18 protein-coding genes are annotated in these 20349 nt (G+C 45.1%); 13 read left to right on the top strand and 5 right to left on the bottom strand.

The genetic code is table 11. From position 1 onward, the window contains the following. The 3 genes from BLS03_RS13545 to BLS03_RS13535 form a co-directional block, all read left to right on the top strand. The coding region (locus BLS03_RS13545) for a transketolase-like TK C-terminal-containing protein (RefSeq protein ID WP_143015628.1) at positions 1 to 191 on the top strand (191 nt) is incomplete at its 5' end. A gap of 264 nt (positions 192 to 455) precedes the next feature. Then, positions 456 to 689 (top strand): hypothetical protein, encoded by a 234-nt coding sequence (locus BLS03_RS13540; protein WP_176765589.1) that lies wholly within the window; start codon positions 456 to 458, stop codon positions 687 to 689. Between the two features lie 99 nt (positions 690 to 788). Beyond that, positions 789 to 2516 carry a diacylglycerol kinase family protein gene (locus BLS03_RS13535; protein ID WP_093274862.1) on the top strand — a complete coding sequence of 576 codons (1728 nt, stop codon included), beginning with the start codon at positions 789 to 791 and terminating at the stop codon, positions 2514 to 2516. Positions 2517 to 2539: 23 nt separating this feature from the next. Here the strand turns inward: BLS03_RS13535 and BLS03_RS13530 are convergent, their stop codons facing one another. Continuing rightward, positions 2540 to 3886 carry a sigma-54 interaction domain-containing protein gene (locus BLS03_RS13530; protein ID WP_093274860.1) on the bottom strand — a complete coding sequence of 449 codons (1347 nt, stop codon included), beginning with the start codon at positions 3884 to 3886 and terminating at the stop codon, positions 2540 to 2542. Between the two features lie 166 nt (positions 3887 to 4052). Between BLS03_RS13530 and BLS03_RS13525 the strand changes: the two genes are divergently transcribed. Beyond that, positions 4053 to 4475 (top strand): hypothetical protein, encoded by a 423-nt coding sequence (locus BLS03_RS13525; protein WP_143015627.1) that lies wholly within the window; start codon positions 4053 to 4055, stop codon positions 4473 to 4475. A gap of 235 nt (positions 4476 to 4710) precedes the next feature. Then, positions 4711 to 5280, top strand: a complete 570-nt coding sequence (locus BLS03_RS13520) for a BON domain-containing protein (protein ID WP_218122005.1) — start codon at positions 4711 to 4713, stop codon at positions 5278 to 5280. Between the two features lie 126 nt (positions 5281 to 5406). Here BLS03_RS13520 and BLS03_RS13515 read toward each other — a convergent pair whose 3' ends face one another. Further along, positions 5407 to 6309, bottom strand: coding sequence for a LysR family transcriptional regulator (locus tag BLS03_RS13515; protein WP_093274854.1), 903 nt, complete (start codon positions 6307 to 6309; stop codon positions 5407 to 5409). A 136-nt stretch (positions 6310 to 6445) separates the two neighbouring features. Here BLS03_RS13515 and BLS03_RS13510 point away from each other — a divergent pair, with 136 nt between their 5' ends. The 5 genes from BLS03_RS13510 to mscS all read left to right on the top strand — a co-directional run bounded on the left by BLS03_RS13510 (position 6446) and on the right by mscS (position 13301). After that, positions 6446 to 8377, top strand: a complete 1932-nt coding sequence (locus BLS03_RS13510; RefSeq protein WP_093274849.1) for a TonB-dependent receptor domain-containing protein — start codon at positions 6446 to 6448, stop codon at positions 8375 to 8377. Between the two features lie 149 nt (positions 8378 to 8526). Then, positions 8527 to 9558, top strand: coding sequence for an erythrose-4-phosphate dehydrogenase (gene epd, locus BLS03_RS13505; protein WP_093274846.1), 1032 nt, complete (start codon positions 8527 to 8529; stop codon positions 9556 to 9558). A 142-nt stretch (positions 9559 to 9700) separates the two neighbouring features. Continuing rightward, positions 9701 to 10864, top strand: a complete 1164-nt coding sequence (locus BLS03_RS13500) for a phosphoglycerate kinase (RefSeq protein ID WP_093274843.1) — start codon at positions 9701 to 9703, stop codon at positions 10862 to 10864. A gap of 157 nt (positions 10865 to 11021) precedes the next feature. Continuing rightward, on the top strand, positions 11022 to 12098 hold the full coding sequence (fbaA, locus tag BLS03_RS13495) for a class II fructose-bisphosphate aldolase (protein WP_093274841.1): 1077 nt from the start codon (positions 11022 to 11024) through the stop codon (positions 12096 to 12098). A 312-nt stretch (positions 12099 to 12410) separates the two neighbouring features. After that, positions 12411 to 13301 carry a small-conductance mechanosensitive channel MscS gene (gene mscS, locus BLS03_RS13490; RefSeq protein ID WP_093274838.1) on the top strand — a complete coding sequence of 297 codons (891 nt, stop codon included), beginning with the start codon at positions 12411 to 12413 and terminating at the stop codon, positions 13299 to 13301. Between the two features lie 101 nt (positions 13302 to 13402). Here the strand turns inward: mscS and BLS03_RS13485 are convergent, their stop codons facing one another. Beyond that, positions 13403 to 14020 (bottom strand): LysE/ArgO family amino acid transporter, encoded by a 618-nt coding sequence (locus tag BLS03_RS13485; RefSeq protein ID WP_093274836.1) that lies wholly within the window; start codon positions 14018 to 14020, stop codon positions 13403 to 13405. Between the two features lie 107 nt (positions 14021 to 14127). Between BLS03_RS13485 and BLS03_RS13480 the strand changes: the two genes are divergently transcribed. The 3 genes from BLS03_RS13480 to BLS03_RS13470 all read left to right on the top strand — a co-directional run bounded on the left by BLS03_RS13480 (position 14128) and on the right by BLS03_RS13470 (position 17818). Further along, entirely contained in the window at positions 14128 to 15027 is a 900-nt protein-coding gene (locus tag BLS03_RS13480) for a LysR family transcriptional regulator ArgP (protein WP_093274833.1), read from the top strand. A gap of 97 nt (positions 15028 to 15124) precedes the next feature. Beyond that, positions 15125 to 15823 carry an oxidative stress defense protein gene (locus tag BLS03_RS13475; protein ID WP_093274831.1) on the top strand — a complete coding sequence of 233 codons (699 nt, stop codon included), beginning with the start codon at positions 15125 to 15127 and terminating at the stop codon, positions 15821 to 15823. A gap of 120 nt (positions 15824 to 15943) precedes the next feature. Further along, positions 15944 to 17818: a sensor domain-containing diguanylate cyclase gene (locus BLS03_RS13470; protein ID WP_093274828.1), complete on the top strand. Its 1875-nt coding sequence runs from the start codon at positions 15944 to 15946 to the stop codon at positions 17816 to 17818. Between the two features lie 74 nt (positions 17819 to 17892). On the opposite strand, the gene BLS03_RS13465 is transcribed toward BLS03_RS13470, so the two are convergent. Beyond that, entirely contained in the window at positions 17893 to 18552 is a 660-nt protein-coding gene (locus BLS03_RS13465; RefSeq protein WP_093274825.1) for a GntR family transcriptional regulator, read from the bottom strand. Between the two features lie 165 nt (positions 18553 to 18717). Beyond that, positions 18718 to 20130 (bottom strand): pyruvate kinase PykF, encoded by a 1413-nt coding sequence (gene pykF, locus BLS03_RS13460; protein ID WP_093274822.1) that lies wholly within the window; start codon positions 20128 to 20130, stop codon positions 18718 to 18720. Positions 20131 to 20349 lie beyond the last annotated feature (219 nt).

The raw sequence follows: 20349 nt of genomic DNA, 5'->3' as shown, positions 1-20349 counted from the left end.
TGCCTGCAGACGTCACTGCACGCGTTGCAGTTGAAGCGGGTATCGCTGATTACTGGTACAAATACGTTGGCTTTGGCGGTCGCGTTGTAGGTATGACGACCTTCGGTGAGTCAGCACCAGCAGGCGAACTGTTCAAGCTATTTGGCTTTACGACTGAAAACGTTGTCAAAGTCGCAAAAGAGATTTTGTAATAAAAGTGCCGGTATAAAGCGTTTCGTATAAGTACCAATTCTTTATTTATCGGAATAAAAAGAGGGCGTTAGGCCCTCTTTTTTTATTTTTGGCCGGGAAAGTTTTTCTGCGCGGTATGTAGGAATTACACATTTGGCGTAATTTTGATTGTTTGCTAAGTGTTAACTATCTGATTTTTAATTGGTAATTAATTTGGCACGGCTTTCGCTTTAGTCATAGGGTGAAGAAACAAAAATGATGTTTGAATAACCTAAGGAGCACACATGAAGCTATCAATTAAAACCGCACTGATGACTTTACTTTTTGCCTCATTCGCTTTTGGCCTAAGTGCTTGTAACGATCAAGGTCCAGCAGAAAAAGCCGGTGAACAAGTTGACCAAACCATGTCTGACGCCAGCGATGCTGTCGATGATGCAGCGACAGATGCAGGTAACGCGATTGAAGATACCTGTGAAGACATTAAAGAAGGTGTCGACGCCAAAGATACTGACTGCTAACCCTTGGTTATCTTCGCCGCTGATTTAATGCTTTAGCGGGCTAAACAGATAAACCTAGCTAGACTTATCTTGAACTGCCCCCTGAATGGGGGCTTTTTTATGCAGATTTCATCGAACTATATCGACCCATATCGCATCGTTTATACATCGATAAACCAGATCTCGAGAGGAAGAATGAAAGTTGCTCACTACTATTTTAATGGCTGCTTACTCGCTCTGGCGCTTGCCATCATCAGTCCTTGGACCATCATCTCGCTATTGGCGTTGTGGACGGCCATTGCTCTTGGGCTAGTGGCGTTTGCTTATTACAAAAATAACGGCATGATTTTTCGCAAACGCCAAGGCGGGCGAATTCCACATTTGGTGCGGGTATTGTTCTGGCCATTTATGTTTGGGGTGCAGATTTATAACCGCATTGTGCAAGTACGATCTGGCGATCCTGTGATTCAGGAAATCGAACCGGGTTTGTATTTAGCATCGCGTCTGACGCCAATGGATGTCGATGTTCTTAATCATAATAAAATTCGCGCCATTTTTGATGCCACGGCAGAGTTTGACAGTTTTAACTTGTCGCTGCTTGGCAAGGATATCGAATATCTCAACATTCCCGTTTTAGACCACTCTTACCCCGATTTTGACAGCTTAATGCAATCTATTCGCTGGATAGACAGTCAGCGTCGCAATGGGCGTAATGTTGTGGTGCACTGTGCATTAGGGCGTGGGCGTTCGGTGTTTGTGATGGCGGCGTATTTGCTTGCTGAATCACCGCACAAAAGCTTGGATGAAGTGATGGCACAGATTCAATCGATTCGATTGCACGCAAGGCTTAATCAGCGCCAGTACCAAGCGTTGAGTGAATACGTAAAACATTCGGAATTTGGTTTTGCTAAGCCACCAGCTTGGATTATCGCCAACCCGGTTTCTGGCGGTGGAAAATGGCCAGAAAATAAAGCGCAAATTCTTGAGGCGTTAGCGCCTTATTATCGTCTTACCATCAAAGAGACCACCGAATCGGTCAGCGCCGAAAGCTTGGCAAAACAAGCCAAGAAAAAGCAGCCGAAACTGATCATCGCCGCAGGTGGTGATGGCACACTGAATGCGGTGGCCAGTCAAATTGTGGGTAGCGATATTCAAATGGGAATATTGCCGCTTGGTACGGCGAACTCGCTTGCGCATGCTTTATGGGGCGTAAAATCTAAGTTGGTGCCGATTCCACTGGCGTGCGAAGTGTTAACTCAAGGGGCAGCGGTCAAAATCGATACCGCGCAGTGCAACGAACGGTTGGCGTTGATGGTGGTGGCAGTCGGTTTTGAGCAGCAAATGATCGAGTTTGCCAATCGCGATGAAAAAAACGATCAAGGACAAGGGGCGTATTTGCGTGGTTTCTTTAATGCGGTCAGCAACAATCAGGCGCTGTCGTTAACGGTGAAATTTGATGGTGAATCCGAGCAAACTTTGCAAACTGGCAGCTTAGTGATTGCCAATGCCGCGCCATTTAGCACCCTACTGGCACAGGGCAAAGGCCAGCCTGATGCTCAAGATGGCCAGTTGGATGTCACTTGGTTACCAAGTGGTGAAAAAGTCAGTGATCAAGTTTGGTCATTAACCGAATTGCTATTCAATGGTTTAACCCAGCGCAGCATCGATGATGTCGTCGAGCATCGTCATGTCACGACGATTGAAATCCAAGGTCAGCAAGGTTTGAAATACGCGATTGATGGCGAGTTATTTGAAGATGATGGGCTGAAAATGCAGGTGAAACCTAACTCACTTTGGGTATTGGTGCCAGCAGACAGCACGCTCGCCAATACCCAATCTGAAGTGTAGTTAAAGCTTTAAGTGAAGCGTCATTACTCTTTGGCTTGGTAGCGCTCAAGTTTGTTGTACAGGGTTTTGACACTGATACCGAGATCCGAGGCGGTATCTGTTTTGTTGCCCTGATTTTCGGCCAGCGTGTTCATGATGGCCGCACGCTCAATCTCTTCTAGTGCAACACCTGCAGGGATACTCTCTTCAATACTCGAAGGGGATTGTAGCGGCGGAGTATCAAATACTAAGTGTTGCTGGTCGATTTGTTGATCAGCCAGAATATACGCTCGTTCGATGCAGTGTTTCAGCTCACGCACATTGCCAGGCCATGAATGTTCGGCAATGGCGTTTAACGCTTCGTTAGTGATCGACTTATTGAGTTTTTCTTCGGTATTGCGATGAGCGAGAAAGTGTAGCGCTAACCCCGTGACATCCTCATTGCGCTCACGCAGTGGTGGAACGTGGACCGGAAACTGTGACAGACGAAAATACAAGTCTTCGCGAAAACGCTCGTTTTCAATGGCTTTTTGCGGGTCGCGGTTGGTGGCCGCTACCACTCGAACATTAGCTTTGAGGGTTTGTTGACTGCCCACTGGGCGGTACTCTCCGGTTTCAAGCACACGCAGTAATTTTACTTGATGTTCCAGAGGCATTTCGGTGACTTCATCGAGAAATAGTGTGCCGCCCTCAGCTTGTTTAAAGACGCCAGAGTGATTTTTATGCGCACCAGTAAACGCGCCTTTCTCATGACCAAACAGTTCACTGTCTACCAGCTCTGGGCTGATGGCGCCGCAGTTAACGGCGATAAACGGTTTGTGGTTACGGTCACTGGCAAGATGCACGGTATTAGCAACTAGCTCTTTACCTGAGCCACTTTCACCAATGATAAATACGTTGGATTCGGTTTTCGCTACGCGGCGCAACGTGCGATACAACTGATGCATTTCTCGCGATGAGCCTACCAACAAGCCAAATTGATCCAAGTGACTGCTGTTGACCGCTTTACGTTTGGCACTGCTGTCATGGTGGTAACTGGCGATATCGATCAAGGTGTCGTTGACCGATTCAAAGTCGACCGGCGAGCGAAAATGAAACACGCTACCGCTTAACATCAGTTGGTCTATTTGCGGATTAGGCTGACCGTCACTAAATAAAATGACGTCGCTGTGCGTAAACGCGGAGCTGGTGGTGAGTTCGCTTAGTTGTTGCTGGCTAAGTTCGCTGGTATCGATAATTGCGGCATGCGCGGAGGATGACTCTAGCTGAGTTAACCAATGGCCGCCGACATCGGTTTGCACCACGGAAAACTCCGATAGAGCGGAGCATTGAATTAGCGAAGAGTACAACTCTGAATTAGCTAAATGGACAAACAAAATCGGTAAGCTCATTAGCTTTCCTCGGTAGTTAATGAGTGGTTAATGTACGTAAATCCTTACAAAGCAACAAGGTGGCTGCGGTATTTTTTACCAGACTTTAACTAATTCATAACCTAAAACTTGGTACGAAGATTGATAGGTGATGATTATCAATGATCAATCAACAACGGAGGAGATTGTGACTAATCAAGCCCGAAAGCTATGTATTACCTCGAGAGATGAACGTCTGGTTCGTTTGATGATTGCATGGTTGGACAAAAGCTATATGAGCGCTCGATTTTTATCACATCGTATAGAAAACAGCAGCTTGTACCGTTCATTAATGCGCTTGACCTTGCTAAAAAGTCAGGCGACGCGCGATTTGCGCCAGGCGATCGATACGCCTTATCCGCTGTTTATGAACCCGAAACCGCCACAAAATAACGAAGATATTGAACTGATGTCTGGCTTAGTCAGTAACGATAAGGAGTTAATAAATAAAGGGAAAGTATTAGTGAAGAACTTAGAGTCTGACCATCTTGCGCACAAAGTGTCGTATTGGGTGGCGGCTTTGCAGATGGAAGTGGAAGCTACCCATTTAACGGTAAAACGTCTTAAATAACAAGGTGTTATTGAAGGATTGGCGCAGGTTATTGCTGATTTACACCTTGGCCGCTATTTAAAGCAATGTGTCTGAATAAGTTACAGGTCAGTGGGCAATAATTTCATATCTCAATAGACCAGTGAAATGATGGAATTTTAAGGTTTTGATTTTATTGATTAAATATTTTGGCATGCTATTGGCAAGTTCTAAATTGCAACCCATGAATACGCATTCCTGATAAGGAGGAAACGAGATGAATAACAAGCTTTCTACGTTGACCCGAACTGTCATTTTAGCGTGTGGTGTTACAGCGTTTAGCGCCATGGCGTCGACTCAAGCTACGTCAAACGGTTGGACCGACGATGCTCACGATGCTTGGATTGATGGTAAAGCCGAAGCGACCTTATTGTTTAATGGTGATTTAAACAGTTTTGATATCAACACAGATGTCAAAGACGGCGTAGTGTATTTAACCGGTGATGTTGATTCGCAAGTGGAAAAACGTTTAGCCAGCGAGCTGGTACGTAATATCGATGGCGTCAAAGAGGTCGATAATACACTTACTGTGATGGATAAAGAACAGCAGGATTCGAGCATCAGCCAAAATGTGCTCGATGCGAAAATTGCTACGGTAGTAAAAACGTCCTTATTGCTTGATCCCGAAGTCAACGGCACCGATATCAACGTTGATGTCGACCAAGGTGTTGTGACGCTTAAAGGTGACGTCACATCCGATGAAATGCAGCAGCTGGCGGTGATGCTGGCGAAAAATACTGACGATGTGAAAAAAGTCAGCGATGAACTGGAAGTGGTAACCCAGTAAAGCGATCAGAGTGGCTGAGAAGTGACGATATTAAAGACCAGTGACGTAAAAATGGTTAAAAAATAAAAGGGGCTTATTGCCCCTTTGTTATGTTTCGCAGTTATGCCGTTTTTGATTAACAATGGATTATGGATATTGCTTTTGCCACGTGTCTGGGACGTTTTGTTCAAGCACATCAACCAGTGCCAGTAAGCGTCTTGGTGGGCGTCCAACTTGAGTGTAATAGTTAATTTCAACCGGCTCGGTTTGCCAACCTGGTAGGCAGTCGACAATGCGCCCCGGATGATGCTGTAAATAGCCATTAGCCATGCTTTTGGGCAGTAAGCCAATCCCATTGCCATTAGCGATAGAATCAACTTGTAACGCCAAATTATCGCACTGCAGCCGACTTTCAATCGGTTCGAGAAAATAGTCGCCAGCTTGATGATGATTAAGCACCAACCCTGCCTCTCGCACCGAACCAAAATCTATCCAAGGGTGCTGTTGAAGCTGCTTAGGATGGTTGATTTTTGGCTGATTAGCCAAATAGTCAGGCGCTGCGTAAGCGCTGTAATACCAATGGCCAAGCGTTTGTTTGCGCCAATCCAAGTCAGGAATTTGCCCTACCCATACAATCAGATCTGGATTGTGAATATCCGCCACATATTCGCTGCTCATACGAATGCGCACTTTAGGGTTATCGGCCAAAAACCGATTTAACGCTGTGCTTATCCAACCGCGCATCAGGGCAGGGTGACAAATAATTTGCAGCTCTCCAGAGACTTGATTATTCAGCCCTTGAATCGCGTCTTGGCTCTCATCTGCCAGCTCGAGCATCTTTTTGCTATAGCGCGCAAACACTTGCCCCGCTTTCGTGATCACTAGGCGATTACCTTGGCGAATCGTCAAGGCTTGGCCAACGTCGGCTTCGAGCTGAGCCAAACGGCGGCTAATCGTCGATTTAGGCTGATTGAGTGCCTTGGCGGCGGCGGTCAAACTTTTGTGTTCATTTAGGGCATCAAAGGCTCTTATTGAACTCAGGTCATGCATCTGCTTAATCTCTTGCGCGTGAGTTAGGTTCCATATTTGGGATGAGGCATTCCATTAATCTAACTATCAATTCAATCACGAATGTGAATAATCCTCAATATTCAAATGATAATTATTATCAAGATAGGAGTTGAAGATGTCTAGCATTAAACGCCAGGTAATGGCAGTGATGAGTGGCGTGGTTGGAGTGCTTTCAACCCAAGCGTTAGCTCAAGATAGCGCAACCGAAACAATGGTGGTCACGGCGGCTGGTTTTGAGCAAATCCAAACTAACGCTCCTGCGAGCGTTACGGTGATAACTCAAGAGGAGCTCGCCTCAAAATATTACCGTGATGTGACCGACGCGCTAACCAGCGTACCTGGCGTTGTCGTAACGGATGGCGGAGATGGCAAAGATATCAGCATTCGTGGTATGGGGTCGAAATACACTTTGATTTTGGTTGATGGCAAACGTCTGTCGTCGCGTCAGACTCGCCCCAATAGTGATGGCCCAGGAATTGAAGCGGCTTGGTTGCCTCCTCTTGAAGCCATTGAGCGCATTGAAGTGATTCGCGGCCCGATGTCGACCCTATATGGCTCGGAAGCTATGGGCGGTGTGATTAACGTAATTACCAAGAAATCGTCTCAGCACTGGAGTGGTAATGTACAACTCGGCACTGTGATGCAAGAAAATCGCGATTCGGGTGATGAGCAAAGCGTGAACTTTTTTGTCAATGGTCCGCTGACTGACGCCCTTTCTCTCCAAGTTTATGGTCAAAATACCCATCGCGACGAAGACAACATTGAGAACGGTTTTGAAGACAAAACCCTGCGTTCGATTGGTTCGAAACTGACTTACCAAATTAGCGAGCAGCAAGAGCTGGCGTTTAGCGCTGATATTACTAAGCAGCGCCGCGTTGGGACGGACGGTGTCTCAGTTGCCGAAGGCGATGGCGATAGTGATAACAGCTACGATCGCAGCTCGTTTGCGTTGAGTCACACTGGTCGTTGGGGCAGTACTGTGCGCAGTGACAGTTATCTGCAGTTTGAGCGCAGCGACAATGAATCGCGAGAAATGACGCTGGAAAATAGCACCGCTAAATCGACGTTCGTGCTGCCGTTTAAAGTACACACGCTCAGCCTTGGTTTGCAGGGAGAATATGCCAAACTCAATGATGACACGGGTAATACTGGTGGCACCATTACTGAACTGAGTAATAGCCAAGGGGCGCTATTTGTTGAAGATGAGTGGCGAGTATTTGATAGTTTTGCGCTAACAGCTGGTGGGCGCTTTGATTACAACGAAGATTACGGCTCGCATTTCAGTCCGCGTCTTTACGCAGTGTGGGATGTTACGTCAGCCTGGACGCTCAAAGGCGGCGTCTCAACCGGTTTCAAAGCGCCAGAGCTTCGCCAAGCCAGTGACGATTGGATTTCGGTTTCACGCGGCGGCAATATTCACGGTAACTCCGATCTTGATCCCGAGACCAGTGTGAGTGAAGAGTTGAACTTAATTTATAACGCGCAGTTCGGTCTTCAAGCGTCGCTTGGTCTGTTTAATAATGACTTTAAAGATAAGATCACCAGCGTTGATTGTGATTCATCCGTGTGTACTGAAGGCGATAACTCATGGGGCAGTTCACCACGAATTTATACCAACGTCGACAAAGCGGTGACGCGTGGCGTTGAAGCGTCGATTGATACGCCGATTGGCGATGATTGGCAGTGGAAGGCGAGCTACACCTACACCTATTCCAAACAGAAAACTGGCGATTACGCGGGTATGCCTTTAAACCAATTGCCAAAGCATCTGTTTTCAACCCAAGTTGATTGGCTTGCGACGGAACTACTCAATAGTTGGGCAAAAGTGACTTACCACGGCAAAGAGTCCGATCCTTCGAGTAGCCGCTCTTCAACCATCGCTCCGTCATATACGTTTGTTGATGCGGGTATTACCTATGACTTGACCGATAACACGCGTCTGAAAGCGGCGATTTATAACCTTCTGGATGAAGACGTTAACTATGACGATTATGGCTATGTGGAAGATGGCCGTCGCTACTGGTTAGGTTTAGATGTGAGCTTTTAATTGAGTTTGCATAATTGTTAATAGTCAAAGCCGGTGCGAACCGGCTTTTTTACGTTTAAGTAACAATACGTTCCATTATTCATTGATGCGTTAACCTGATGAATCGGGTACTATCTGTGCCTCGAAAGTTATGTCAGAGCGATGGAGTGATGCTAAAAGTTGCCATTAATGGATTTGGTCGGATTGGTCGCAATGTATTACGTGCGATTTACGAAAGTGGTAAAAGCCAACAGATCAAAGTGGTTGCGGTTAATGAGTTAGCGCAGCCGGATGCGATGTCACACCTGTTGCAATATGACACCAGCCATGGTCGCTTTGGTAAGCGAATTAGCAACGATCAAGAGCATCTCTACGTTCACCACGATGCGGAACAATTCGATACAATCCGCATTCTGCATTTAGCTGAAATTGAACTTTTGCCTTGGCGTGATTTGGACGTTGATATCGTACTTGACTGCACCGGTGTTTTTGGCTCGCAAGCCGATGGCCAGTTGCACATCCAAGCGGGTGCCAAGAAAGTATTGTTTTCTCATCCCGGTGCGAGTGATGTCGATAACACCATCATTTATGGTGTCAATCATGAGACTTTACAAGCAAAACATAAAGTCGTCTCTAACGGTTCGTGTACCACCAACTGTATTGTTCCGATCATCAAAGTGTTAGATGAGGCGTTTGGCATCGATTCTGGCACCATTACCACGATTCACTCATCAATGAACGATCAACAGGTGATCGACGCGTATCATTCCGACTTACGCAGAACCCGCGCCGCGAGCCAATCGATCATTCCGGTTGATACCAAACTGCACAAAGGGATAGAACGGATATTTCCGAAATTTTCCAACAAGTTTGAAGCGATTTCAGTGCGTGTCCCCACAGTAAATGTCACCGCGATGGATTTGAGTGTCACAATTAATACAAACGTGAAAGTTAATGACGTAAATCAAACCATAGTCAAGGCGTCTCAGTGTACATTACACAACATTGTTGACTATACTGAAGCACCTCTGGTTTCCATCGATTTTAACCACGATCCCCATAGTGCGATTGTTGATGGCACACAGACCCGAGTCAGTGACGGACGGCTAGTAAAAATGCTGGTCTGGTGCGATAACGAATGGGGCTTTGCGAACCGCATGTTGGATACTGCGCTCGCGATGCAGGCGTCCGATAGCCACTAGGCGCCATGGAGTAAAAATATTTATTTCTAAGCTTGAAATAAATGAAAATTGCCTCCATAACAGATGATAATTTAAAGATTCTCAGGTTCGGCAGGGGTGCCGGGCTTACTAAAAAACTTTACTTAATTTGAGAGGACAAACCATGTCTGTAATCAAGATGACTGACCTGGACCTAGCAGGTAAACGCGTATTCATTCGTGCTGACCTAAACGTGCCAGTAAAAGATGGCAAAGTGACTTCTGACGCACGTATTCTTGCGTCTCTTCCAACTATCAAGCACTGCCTAGAAGCTGGCGCTAAAGTAATGGTTACCTCTCACCTTGGTCGCCCAACTGAAGGCGAGTACGCTGATGAGTTCTCTCTACAACCTGTTGTGAACTACCTAAACGACGCACTAGATTGCGAAGTAAAACTGGCAAAAGATTACCTAGACGGCCTAGAGCTTAACGCTGGTGAATTGGTGGTTCTAGAAAACGTTCGCTTCAACAAAGGCGAAAAGAAAAACGAAGAAGAATTGTCTAAGAAATACGCGGCACTTTGTGACGTGTTCGTTATGGATGCATTTGGTACGGCTCACCGTGCTCAAGCATCTACTCACGGTGTTGGCATGCATGCGCCAATCGCTTGTGCGGGCCCTCTATTGGCGAACGAACTTGATGCACTTGGTAAAGCAATGGATAACCCAGCGCGCCCAATGGTGGCTATCGTTGGTGGTTCTAAAGTATCGACTAAACTGACGGTTCTTGAGTCACTATCTAAAATCGCTGACCAACTTGTTGTTGGTGGTGGTATCGCCAACACTTTCATTGCGGCTGCTGGCCACAATGTCGGTAAATCTCTATACGAAGCTGACCTAGTGGATACTGCTAAGAAGCTAATGGAAGAGTGTGCGATTCCAGTTGCGACTGACGTAGCTTGTGCAAAAGCATTTGACGAAAACGCAGAAGCAGAGATCAAAAACGTTGCTGACGTTCAAGACGACGACATGATTTTTGACCTTGGTCCTGATTCAACTGCAGAGCTTGCAGCAATTCTTAAAGATGCGAAAACCATCCTATGGAACGGCCCTGTTGGCGTATTTGAATTCAAGAACTTTGAAGCGGGTACTAAAGGTATCTCTGAAGCGATTGCTGCTTCTGAAGGCTTCTCTGTTGCTGGTGGTGGTGACACGCTAGCGGCTATCGACAAGTTTGGTATCAAGGCTGACGTGTCTTACATCTCAACTGGCGGCGGTGCTTTCCTTGAGTTTGTTGAAGGTAAAGTTCTTCCTGCAGTAGAAATGCTAGAAGCACGCGCTAAAGCTTAATCAATAATGAGAGCGGGAATGATTTCCCGCTTTTATGTTTGCTGCGTTCATAAGACATTTTTGCTAAAATAGCGCTAGTCGTGAGCAGCGATTTACAAGTTTTTATACTTAACAATAAGTTTTATTATTAAAACGACAGATAAATAGGACTCTATCCATGTCTAAGATCTTCGACTTCGTAAAACCAGGTGTTATCTCTGGCGATGACGTACAGAAAGTGTTTGAAGTTGCTAAAGAAAACGGCTTCGCTCTTCCTGCAGTTAACTGTATCGGTACTGACTCTGTCAACGCAGTACTTGAAGCAGCAGCGAAAGTTAAATCACCAGTTATCGTTCAGTTCTCAAACGGTGGTGCTGCTTTCTTCGCTGGTAAAGGCGTGAAACTAGAAGGCCAAGGTGCACAAATTCTTGGCGCAATTTCTGGTGCAAAACACGTACACAACGTTGCAGAAGCATACGGTGTACCTGTTATTCTTCACACTGACCACGCTGCGAAGAAACTTCTTCCATGGATCGACGGCCTACTAGACGCTGGTGAGCAACACTTCGCGCAAACTGGTAAGCCTCTGTTCTCTTCTCACATGATCGACCTTTCTGAAGAGTCTCTAGAAGAAAACATCGAAATCTCAGCAAAATACCTAGAGCGTATGGCTAAGATGGACATGACTCTTGAGATCGAACTAGGTTGTACTGGTGGTGAAGAAGACGGCGTTGATAACTCTGATATGGACGCTTCTGAGCTATACACTTCTCCAGAAGACGTTGCATACGCTTACGAAAAACTAAACGCTATTAGCCACCGTTTCACTATCGCGGCTTCGTTCGGTAACGTACATGGCGTTTACAAACCAGGTAACGTTGTTCTAACTCCAACTATCCTACGTGACTCTCAAAAATACGTATCTGAGAAATTCGGTCTTCCAGCGAACTCTCTAAACTTCGTATTCCACGGTGGTTCAGGTTCTTCTGAAGCTGAAATCCAAGAGTCTATCTCTTACGGTGTTATCAAAATGAACATCGATACTGATACTCAGTGGGCATGTTGGGATGGTATCCGTCAATACGAAGCGGAAAACCACGATTTCCTACAAGGTCAAATCGGTAACCCAACGGGTGAAGACGCACCGAACAAGAAATACTACGATCCACGTGTATGGCTACGTGCAGGTCAAGCTTCTATGGTTAAACGCCTTGAGAAAGCTTTCGCTGACCTTAACGCAGTTGACGTGCTATAAGCGATTCGTTTTTAGTATGATTAAAAAGCTCGCCATTTGGCGGGCTTTTTTTATGTTTACCGTATGAGAATTAAGAGTAAGACAAAGCGATTAAAACTGGCAAAGCTCTGGCGCTTTAACATGGCTTTGCTTACTCTCTACGTCTAACAACAGCGATAACCACGATATTTGATATTGCAATGACTTAAGCAAATATCATTCGTGGCATGCTTGGTGAAGTGCAGGTTATGATTAATAGAATCAATTAGCTAGCGCAGCGCGAAGCAGTAACGCGATAACTCAAAATTTATACATGTTCAGAGGAAACGTACTATGGCAGGTGAGAAGTTGGAAGACCCGACTCCAATTACCGAGAGTTTAGAAACGGCGACACATTGGTTAACGGATAACTCAGATCTTTTGATTCAGTATGGTATCAATATTCTTTCTGCCATCCTGATTCTTTTCGTTGGTAACATCATCACCAAGATGATTGCTAACAGCGTTGCTAAGCTTCTGAAGCGTAAGGAAATGGATAAGGCCGTTATCGGATTTATTCACGGCTTAGTACGCTATCTTCTGTTTGTTATCGTACTGATTGCAGCATTAGGCCGTATCGGCGTTCAAACTGCTTCTGTGGTTGCGGTTATCGGTGCTGCAGGTTTAGCTGTTGGCTTGGCTCTGCAAGGTTCACTTTCTAACTTCGCCGCGGGCGTTTTGATCGTGGCTTTCCGTCCATTTAAAGCTGGCGATTATGTTGAAGCGGGCGGCGTTGCTGGTTCAGTCGATTCGATTCAAATTTTCCAAACCATTTTGAAAACACCTGATAACAAAATGGTTGTGGTACCAAACTCATCGGTTATCGGTGGCCCAATTACCAACTACTCAACTCACGACACTCGTCGTATCGATTTGATCATTGGCGTTTCTTACGGCGCTGACTTGGCGAAAACCAAAGAAGTGTTGATGAAAACCATTGAGGCAGAATCGCGCCTATTAAAAGACCCAGCGCCAACGGTTGGTGTTCTAGAGCTTGGCGATTCTTCAGTGAATTTTGCGGTTCGTCCTTGGGTGAAAACCGCGGATTACTGGCCGGTATACTTTGATTTGATGCAACAAATCAAAGAGAACTTGGATGCTGCGGGTATCGAAATTCCATTCCCACAAATGGATGTGCATCTTGACCGTGTTGACGCACCTGCGCCACAAGGTGAACAAGAATAAGCACCAAAGCGCTATAAAAGAGAAAAGCGAGGAATGATTCCTCGCTTTTTTTTGCACTTAGAAAAGTGCATTCAGGGTGACGGACTGACTAAAAAGGAGTTTTATAATTGTTTGCTGAGCATAAATGCGATGGTAAACATCATTACAGCGATCAAACCATCGATGATCCTGCGCACTTTAGGCTGCGATAAAATATGGCTCATTTTCGATGCAGCATAAGAAAGGCTGTAGAACCACACAATCGATGCGAGCATAGTGCCAAGCGCAAATGCAACACGCTCTAAACCAGAAAATTGACCGCCAAGCGAACCAAGAATGACCACGGTATCGAGGTAAAGGTGTGGATTAAAGACGGTGACCCCAATCGCGCCGAGAATCACGCCTTTGCGACCTAAACTCATCGCGGTTGGCGTTTCCTCTTCGTTTGGCTGCGCAGTTTTTAGTGCGCTTTTTAGCGATAACGCACCATAGACAGTTAAAAACACCATGCCCGCAATGGTCACGCCGTAAAGCAGTGTTTGACTTTGTGAAAGCAATGCTCCACCACCAAACATACCCAAAGAAATGAATAGCATGTCTAGCAAACTGCAAGTGGTCGCGGTAGTGAAATGATGGTGACGCTTAATCCCTTGATTGAGCACGTAAGCGTTTTGTGCCCCAATTGGAATGATCATAGTTGCGCCTAGTCCAAACCCTTGCAACAGAACCCAGAAATTCATTACTTCTCCAAACGATGAATATTTCAGAGCGCGAAAGATATTATAAATTGGGATTATTAGTATAATGAATAATTCTAATTAATTATTAGTATCTCTAATGGTGATAAATGCGTGGTTTAGATTACAAAGGCATTGAAGCTTTGGATGCGGTACTTGCGGCAGGGAGTTTTGAACGAGCAGCGATGATGTTGTTTATTTCGCAATCTGCTGTGTCTCAGCGGATTAAGCAACTTGAGAAGTTCGTTGCCCAGCCAGTATTGATTCGAGAGCAGCCGCCGCGGCTGACAGAAATCGGTAAAAAGCTAATGGGCTTATATCGGCGAGTGAAGTTGATGGAGAGCGAGTTGCTTCCAGACTTAATGAATGAAGCACTCGATAAACCACTGAAGGTATCAATTGCCACCAATGCAGATAGCCTCTCCACCTGGTTGCTTCCCGCCCTAGAGCCTGTGATGAAACGTCGCCATGTTGAAGTCTCGATTCAAGTCGATGGTGAGGCGCGAACCATTGAAAAGGTCAGAAGTGGGGAAGTCTCTGGGGCGATTGGCTCCGGTGCGCATCCGGTGTCTGGTTGCCTAGCCGATTATTTGGGACGAATGGATTATGTATGTGTTGCCAGTCCAGAATTCTATCAGCGGTATTTCGCTGATGGTGTCAATCAGCACAGTTTAGTTCAGGCTCCATCCGTGTCTTATAACCAGTATGATGATTTACATCAGCAGTTTCTCAGCCAATTTTTCGGCTTATCGATTCAGGGGACCGTGCGCCATCAAGTGGCGAGCGCGGAAGCGTTTGTTAAGCTCGCGCAATCTGGTGTGGCGTACTGTTTAATTCCCAAACTCCAGATCCTTACTGAATTGGAACGAGGAGAGCTGATTAACGTCACGCCTAAATGCTATCTGTCTTGTCATATTTATTGGCATCACTGGCAGGCCGAAAGCGGTATTCTGAAAGAGATCAGTCAGGCGATTATTGATTATGCCCGAGCTGTGTTAGAGCAGGAGTAAAAGCGTTAAGCTTTTGCAAGATTGGCGCTAAAGTGATGGTTAATTCGCCATAATTGCCTAATATGGTGAGTGGAATCGTGTTTAGGTATGCAAACAAATGACAAAACTTTCGCTTATTGCAGTGTGCTCTTCATTGATGTTAGGAGTGAGTGCTCCGGCATTGGCCGTCGATTTTCCTCACTTGACCACTTCAGGCTATGGTGAAGTAGTCGCCAAGCCAGATATGGCGACGTTCTCAGTCAGTGTGGTTGAATCAACCATGACCGCAGAGCAAGCTAAATCAAAAGTTGATGATGTCGTTGGGCGTTTTTTGAATAGTTTAAAGCAAGCCGGAGTAGCCGATAGCAATATCGCCAGTTCCAATCTTTATCTGACGCCACAGTATCATTATCCAAAAGACGAGAAACCGGAATTAGTCGGTTATCGCGCTTCTCGAAATGTAGCCGTGACAGTGAAAGATATCAGCAAGCTTAACCAGTTTCTTGAAGTCGCTTTGGTTGACGGTATCAATCAAATTGACAATATTCAGCTCACTGTCAGTGATGAGGCGATTTATCAGGAGCAGGCTCGCCAAGCGGCGATTAAAGATGCGAATCAGAAAGCTCGATCCCTCGCGAAAGGGTTTAATCGCGATCTCGGTGATGTGTGGGAAATTCGTTACAACAACTCGAATACTCAACCCGTGCTACTTAAAAGCATGAAGATGGATAGTTCAAGAATGGAATCGGACAGTTACCAAGACGCATCGATTACGATTCGAGATCGAGTAGAAGTAGTTTACAAACTAGAGGATTAGTTATTTTCATAAAAGCTAACCTTAAGTTTAAAAAAATCATCATCCTTAAGTGATAAAACTTTAACCAAATTGATTAAATACTATATAATCCTCACCTTTTTATAAGTTAGGTTTTGGGTTGTGAAGTATCGTCGTACGTTGATTAAAGTGCTCATCGCGGTTGTCGTGCTGATTGTCGCTATGACAGCGCTTTATCACTACCAACGTGTACAAGAAATTTATCAGCAGAACCTTTCAGAAACGACAGCGCGCGCGCGTGAACATATTGCCTTTACTCAAAGCGAATATGAGCACTCATTTACCGCGTTTCGTAGCACCCTTGAACTTGTCGCTGGTGGCCAGGTTTTTCAACAATTTCTGCGCACTTCCAGCACGCCTGAGCAGCAGCGATTGGTGAAACATTGGCAAGTGTTACTTAAGTCGCAACCGATGTTTTTGTCCCTGTCTTTTGTGGATATTCGCGGTAACTATCCTGTGACCACGGCCGCTAACGAGAGAGCTCTCGGCGATAAACCTAAGATTTCAGCGGCGTTGATGAAAGAGAATATTCTCAAATATGCCGAAAGTATCGATGACGGTCAGATCGCGCTGTGGGATAACCGTTTTTCAATCAGTGACACGTTACAAAATCATCAAAAGCTCAAAGCCAAGCTCATTAGACCAGTGAGTGTGAATGGCCAACGCGTGGGTTATTTGGTTCTCAGCCTCAATACTGTCAAAATATCGGACCGTATAAATACCAGTTCCGATCCTTTAATTCGATCTTATGTGATTGATCCTCAGGGATATTTTGTGATAAATCGCCTGCCTGAAGCGCTATCGCATCAAGTTGACTCCTCTAATCAATTGCTCAAATTCGCCCAGTTTTTCCCTAAATCTTGGCAAAAAATGCATCAGTTTGAGGATGGGTTTGTGGTAGAAAATGGTACCTTGAACGTTTTTCAAACGATGTATTTATCCAACCAACACCGAGCATATGTTGTTATTTCATTGAGTGAATCACAACTGATGAGCTTCGCTGCCGATGAAATTTACGCGTTAAACCGAGAGACGGGGTTTGCACTGTTTATCAGTTTGTTGGTATTTGTGCCGACGATTTTCGCTCTGATGTATTATCGTCGTAACAGTATTGATAGCCACTTAGCCCGTGCGGCATTAAGTGGAATGTCGGCAGTGATGATTTTGGATCGTTACTGCAAAACGGTGTTGGTGAATCCGGAATTTTCGCGTTTAACTGGCTTATCAGGGCCGTTGGTTGAATCAAAAAATGTGCTTAAAAGTTTACTTGGCCCTAGCCATATAGGTCTGCTTAAAAGTATGTTTAGCGAAGTGAAGCAGAACCATATCTGGGAAGATGAGGTGATTCTGTATTCTGGTGAGCGAGAGATTACCACCATTATGCGAGTACAAAGCTCGTTTAATAGCAAAGGTAAGCTCAGCTATTACATCGTGTCTTTTGTTGATATCAGTGAACGTAAGATGCTTGAAGAAAAGCTGCGCATACTGAGTGAGAAAGATACTATGAGCGATCTGTGGAATCGACGTAAATTTGAGCTGGAATTGCGCCGTTGTGCGATGACATCTCAACTGCACCACAGCTCGAAACCAACATGTTTAGCGCTTATCGATATCGACCATTTTAAACGCATTAACGACGAACTTGGCCATGATGAGGGCGATCGTATCATCAGCCATATTTCTAGGGTCATGGCGTCACAAGTTCGGTACAGCGATTTTCTTGCTCGTATTGGTGGTGAAGAATTTGCGGTGATCATGCCTAACACCAGTATCTCGGATGCCAACCTTGCGCTTAATCGTCTGCGCGAGCAAGTGCAAAATGATGATTCAACACATGTGACAGTCAGTATTGGCTTTACCCAACTTACAACCGACTATACCCGTAGCTATAAATGCGCCGATATTGCCTTATATGAGTCAAAGACCATTGGACGAAATCAAGTTTCAGTGTGTTTGGATTGTGAAGAAATTGCTTAGTTGATAGCGATATAAAAATGCCGAGGCAATGCCTCGGCGTTTTTATATTATGAAAAACAAGCGATGACGGCAGGTTAAGCTGCTGCAATGCTTTTTTCAATGGCCATCATTGAGTTGGACAGATGAGTTTCCAAAACTTCAGCCGCTGCTTTGGCATCCTTAGCTAAGGCAGCTTTCATCAGTTTTTCATGCTGTTCAATATTGTAGAGGTCTTCGTTCTCTGGGTGCGATGTAATAGCGAAATAACGATAGCGTTTGATCTGATTAATCAAATCATTAAAAAAGGCCATCATGGTTTTAGAGTTGGCACCTTCCACTAAAGATTTGTGGAATTGCATATGGCGTTCTTCCCATTCCGTCCAATCGCTATCGGTCTTGGGTGTATCCAAGCGAGAGAATTTGTGGAAAGAAGTGAGTACATCAAGTTCCCAATGTTCATCACCAGATTGAATAGCTTTTTGCAAAAGAACTGAAGAAACAACACGTAAGCTATCAAAGAGATCTTTGAGTTCATCTTGGCAAACTGACGCAACCCAACTGCCTTTTTGGGGTTCGAGTTTAACGTACTTAGACCAAGAGAGTTGAACCAGTGCTTCACGAATAGGAGAAGCGCCTACGTTATATTTTTCTTTTAGTTCTGCAACAACCAATTTTTGTCCTGGGCGCAGTTGACCCGTGAGTATATCATGGCGTATAAACTTAGAAACCTTATCGGTTAAAGTTGGACTAGACACGACGGTTACCTCTGAGCATCCTTGTTACAATTTTAGTATTAGCAGTATGTTATACTGTTTCTATTGGATAATACCGTGCGCGATCAGGTCCGACAAGAGAAAGAATAAATAAAAAAGAGGGCTTTAGCCCTCTTTTTGTCATTTGTTTGATATGTGTCTTGTTTATTATAAAACGTGTACAGACGCAGTGTTAGTTGTACCCGATGCAACTAATGCACCAGAGACCATAACAACGATATCACCTTTTTTACCTAGACCAGTTTCTAATGCCATTTCTTTACCTAAGTGGTAGAAAGCATCAGTGTTCTCAATTGAGTCAACCACGATAGGTGTTACGCCTTTGCTTAGTACAAGCTGAGCTGCAGTTTTCTTGTTAGTTGTTAGAGCAAGAATGTTTGCAGTTGGGAAGTACTTACGAACAGAACGCGCTGATTTACCGCCTTCAGTTGCAACAACAATCAGTGGTGCAGCCAATTTCTCTGCTGTATCTACAGCACCTTTACATACCGCTTCAGTGATACGTAGACGTGGGCTGTCAAGACGTGAACCTAGCTCTGCTTTTACGGCAGCGTCGGTGCGAGTCGCGATTTGCGCCATGATAGTCACAGCTTCTACTGGGTATTTACCTTTCGCAGTCTCGCCAGATAGCATTACCGCATCAGTTCCGTCCATGATGGCGTTCGCAACGTCACCCGCTTCTGCACGAGTTGGACGAGGGTTTTTGATCATCGAATCTAGCATTTGAGTTGCAGTGATAACCACTTTACGTGCGCGGTTACATTTTTCGATCATCATTTTTTGCGCGAAGATAACTTCTTCTGCTGGGATTTCAACACCTAGGTCGCCACGAGCAACCATGATGCCGTCAGAAAGCTCAAGAATTTCGTCGAAGTTATCAACACCTTCTTGGTTTTCAATTTTAGAGATGATTTGGATGTTTTCGCCGCCGTTCGCTTTTAGCACTTCGCGGATTTCTTTCACGTCAGAACCTTTACGGATGAAAGAAGCAGCAACGAAATCAACACCTTGCTCACAACCAAATTTTAGGTCGCCTTTGTCTTTATCAGATAGAGCTGGAAGGTTTACAGAAACGCCAGGTAGGTTAACACCTTTGTTTTCACCTAGAGCACCGTTGTTCAGTACTTTACATTTCACTTCTGTGTCTGTTGTTGATAGCACTTCCATTTCGATCAGGCCATCGTCAACAAGAATAGTGTTACCTGCTGATAGATCTTTAGCAAAACCTGGGTAAGTCACAGCAACAGTGTCTACGTTACCAACAACGCTTGTGTCAGTAGTGAAAGTGAATTCTTGACCCGCAACAAGCTCTACATCATTACCGCCTTCAAGCTTGATAGTACGGATTTCAGGACCTTTAGTGTCTAGAAGAATAGAAAGAGGTTTACCTGTGGTTTCCATTACTTTGCGGAAGTTCGCGATACGAGTGCCGTGTTCTTCGAAATCACCGTGAGAGAAGTTCAGGCGCATTACGTTCATGCCTGCGTTCACTAGCTCAGTTAACTTCTCTACAGATTCGGTTTTAGGGCCAATCGTACAAACGATTTTGGTCTTTTTCATGGAAGATACTCTCCGGTAAATAATTATAGTTACAATTTGAAATTTGGTTCGCCTGCCTAAAGTCCGCCTTTTACGTCTTAGTTTTGACGAATCTTTGCCTATCTTTTATAGGCGGCGGTCAGACTTCAGAACTGAAAGTCTTACAAAAAGTTTAGTCATTTTATGACTAACTTGTATGGGGCTATCGGTGGTTTTTTCAGCGATATTCACCTAAATGCG

The sequence above is a fragment of the Vibrio xiamenensis genome, assembly GCF_900100015.1.
GTDB lineage: Bacteria > Pseudomonadota > Gammaproteobacteria > Enterobacterales > Vibrionaceae > Vibrio > Vibrio xiamenensis.
This window is presented reverse-complemented; position numbering and strand designations above follow the sequence as displayed.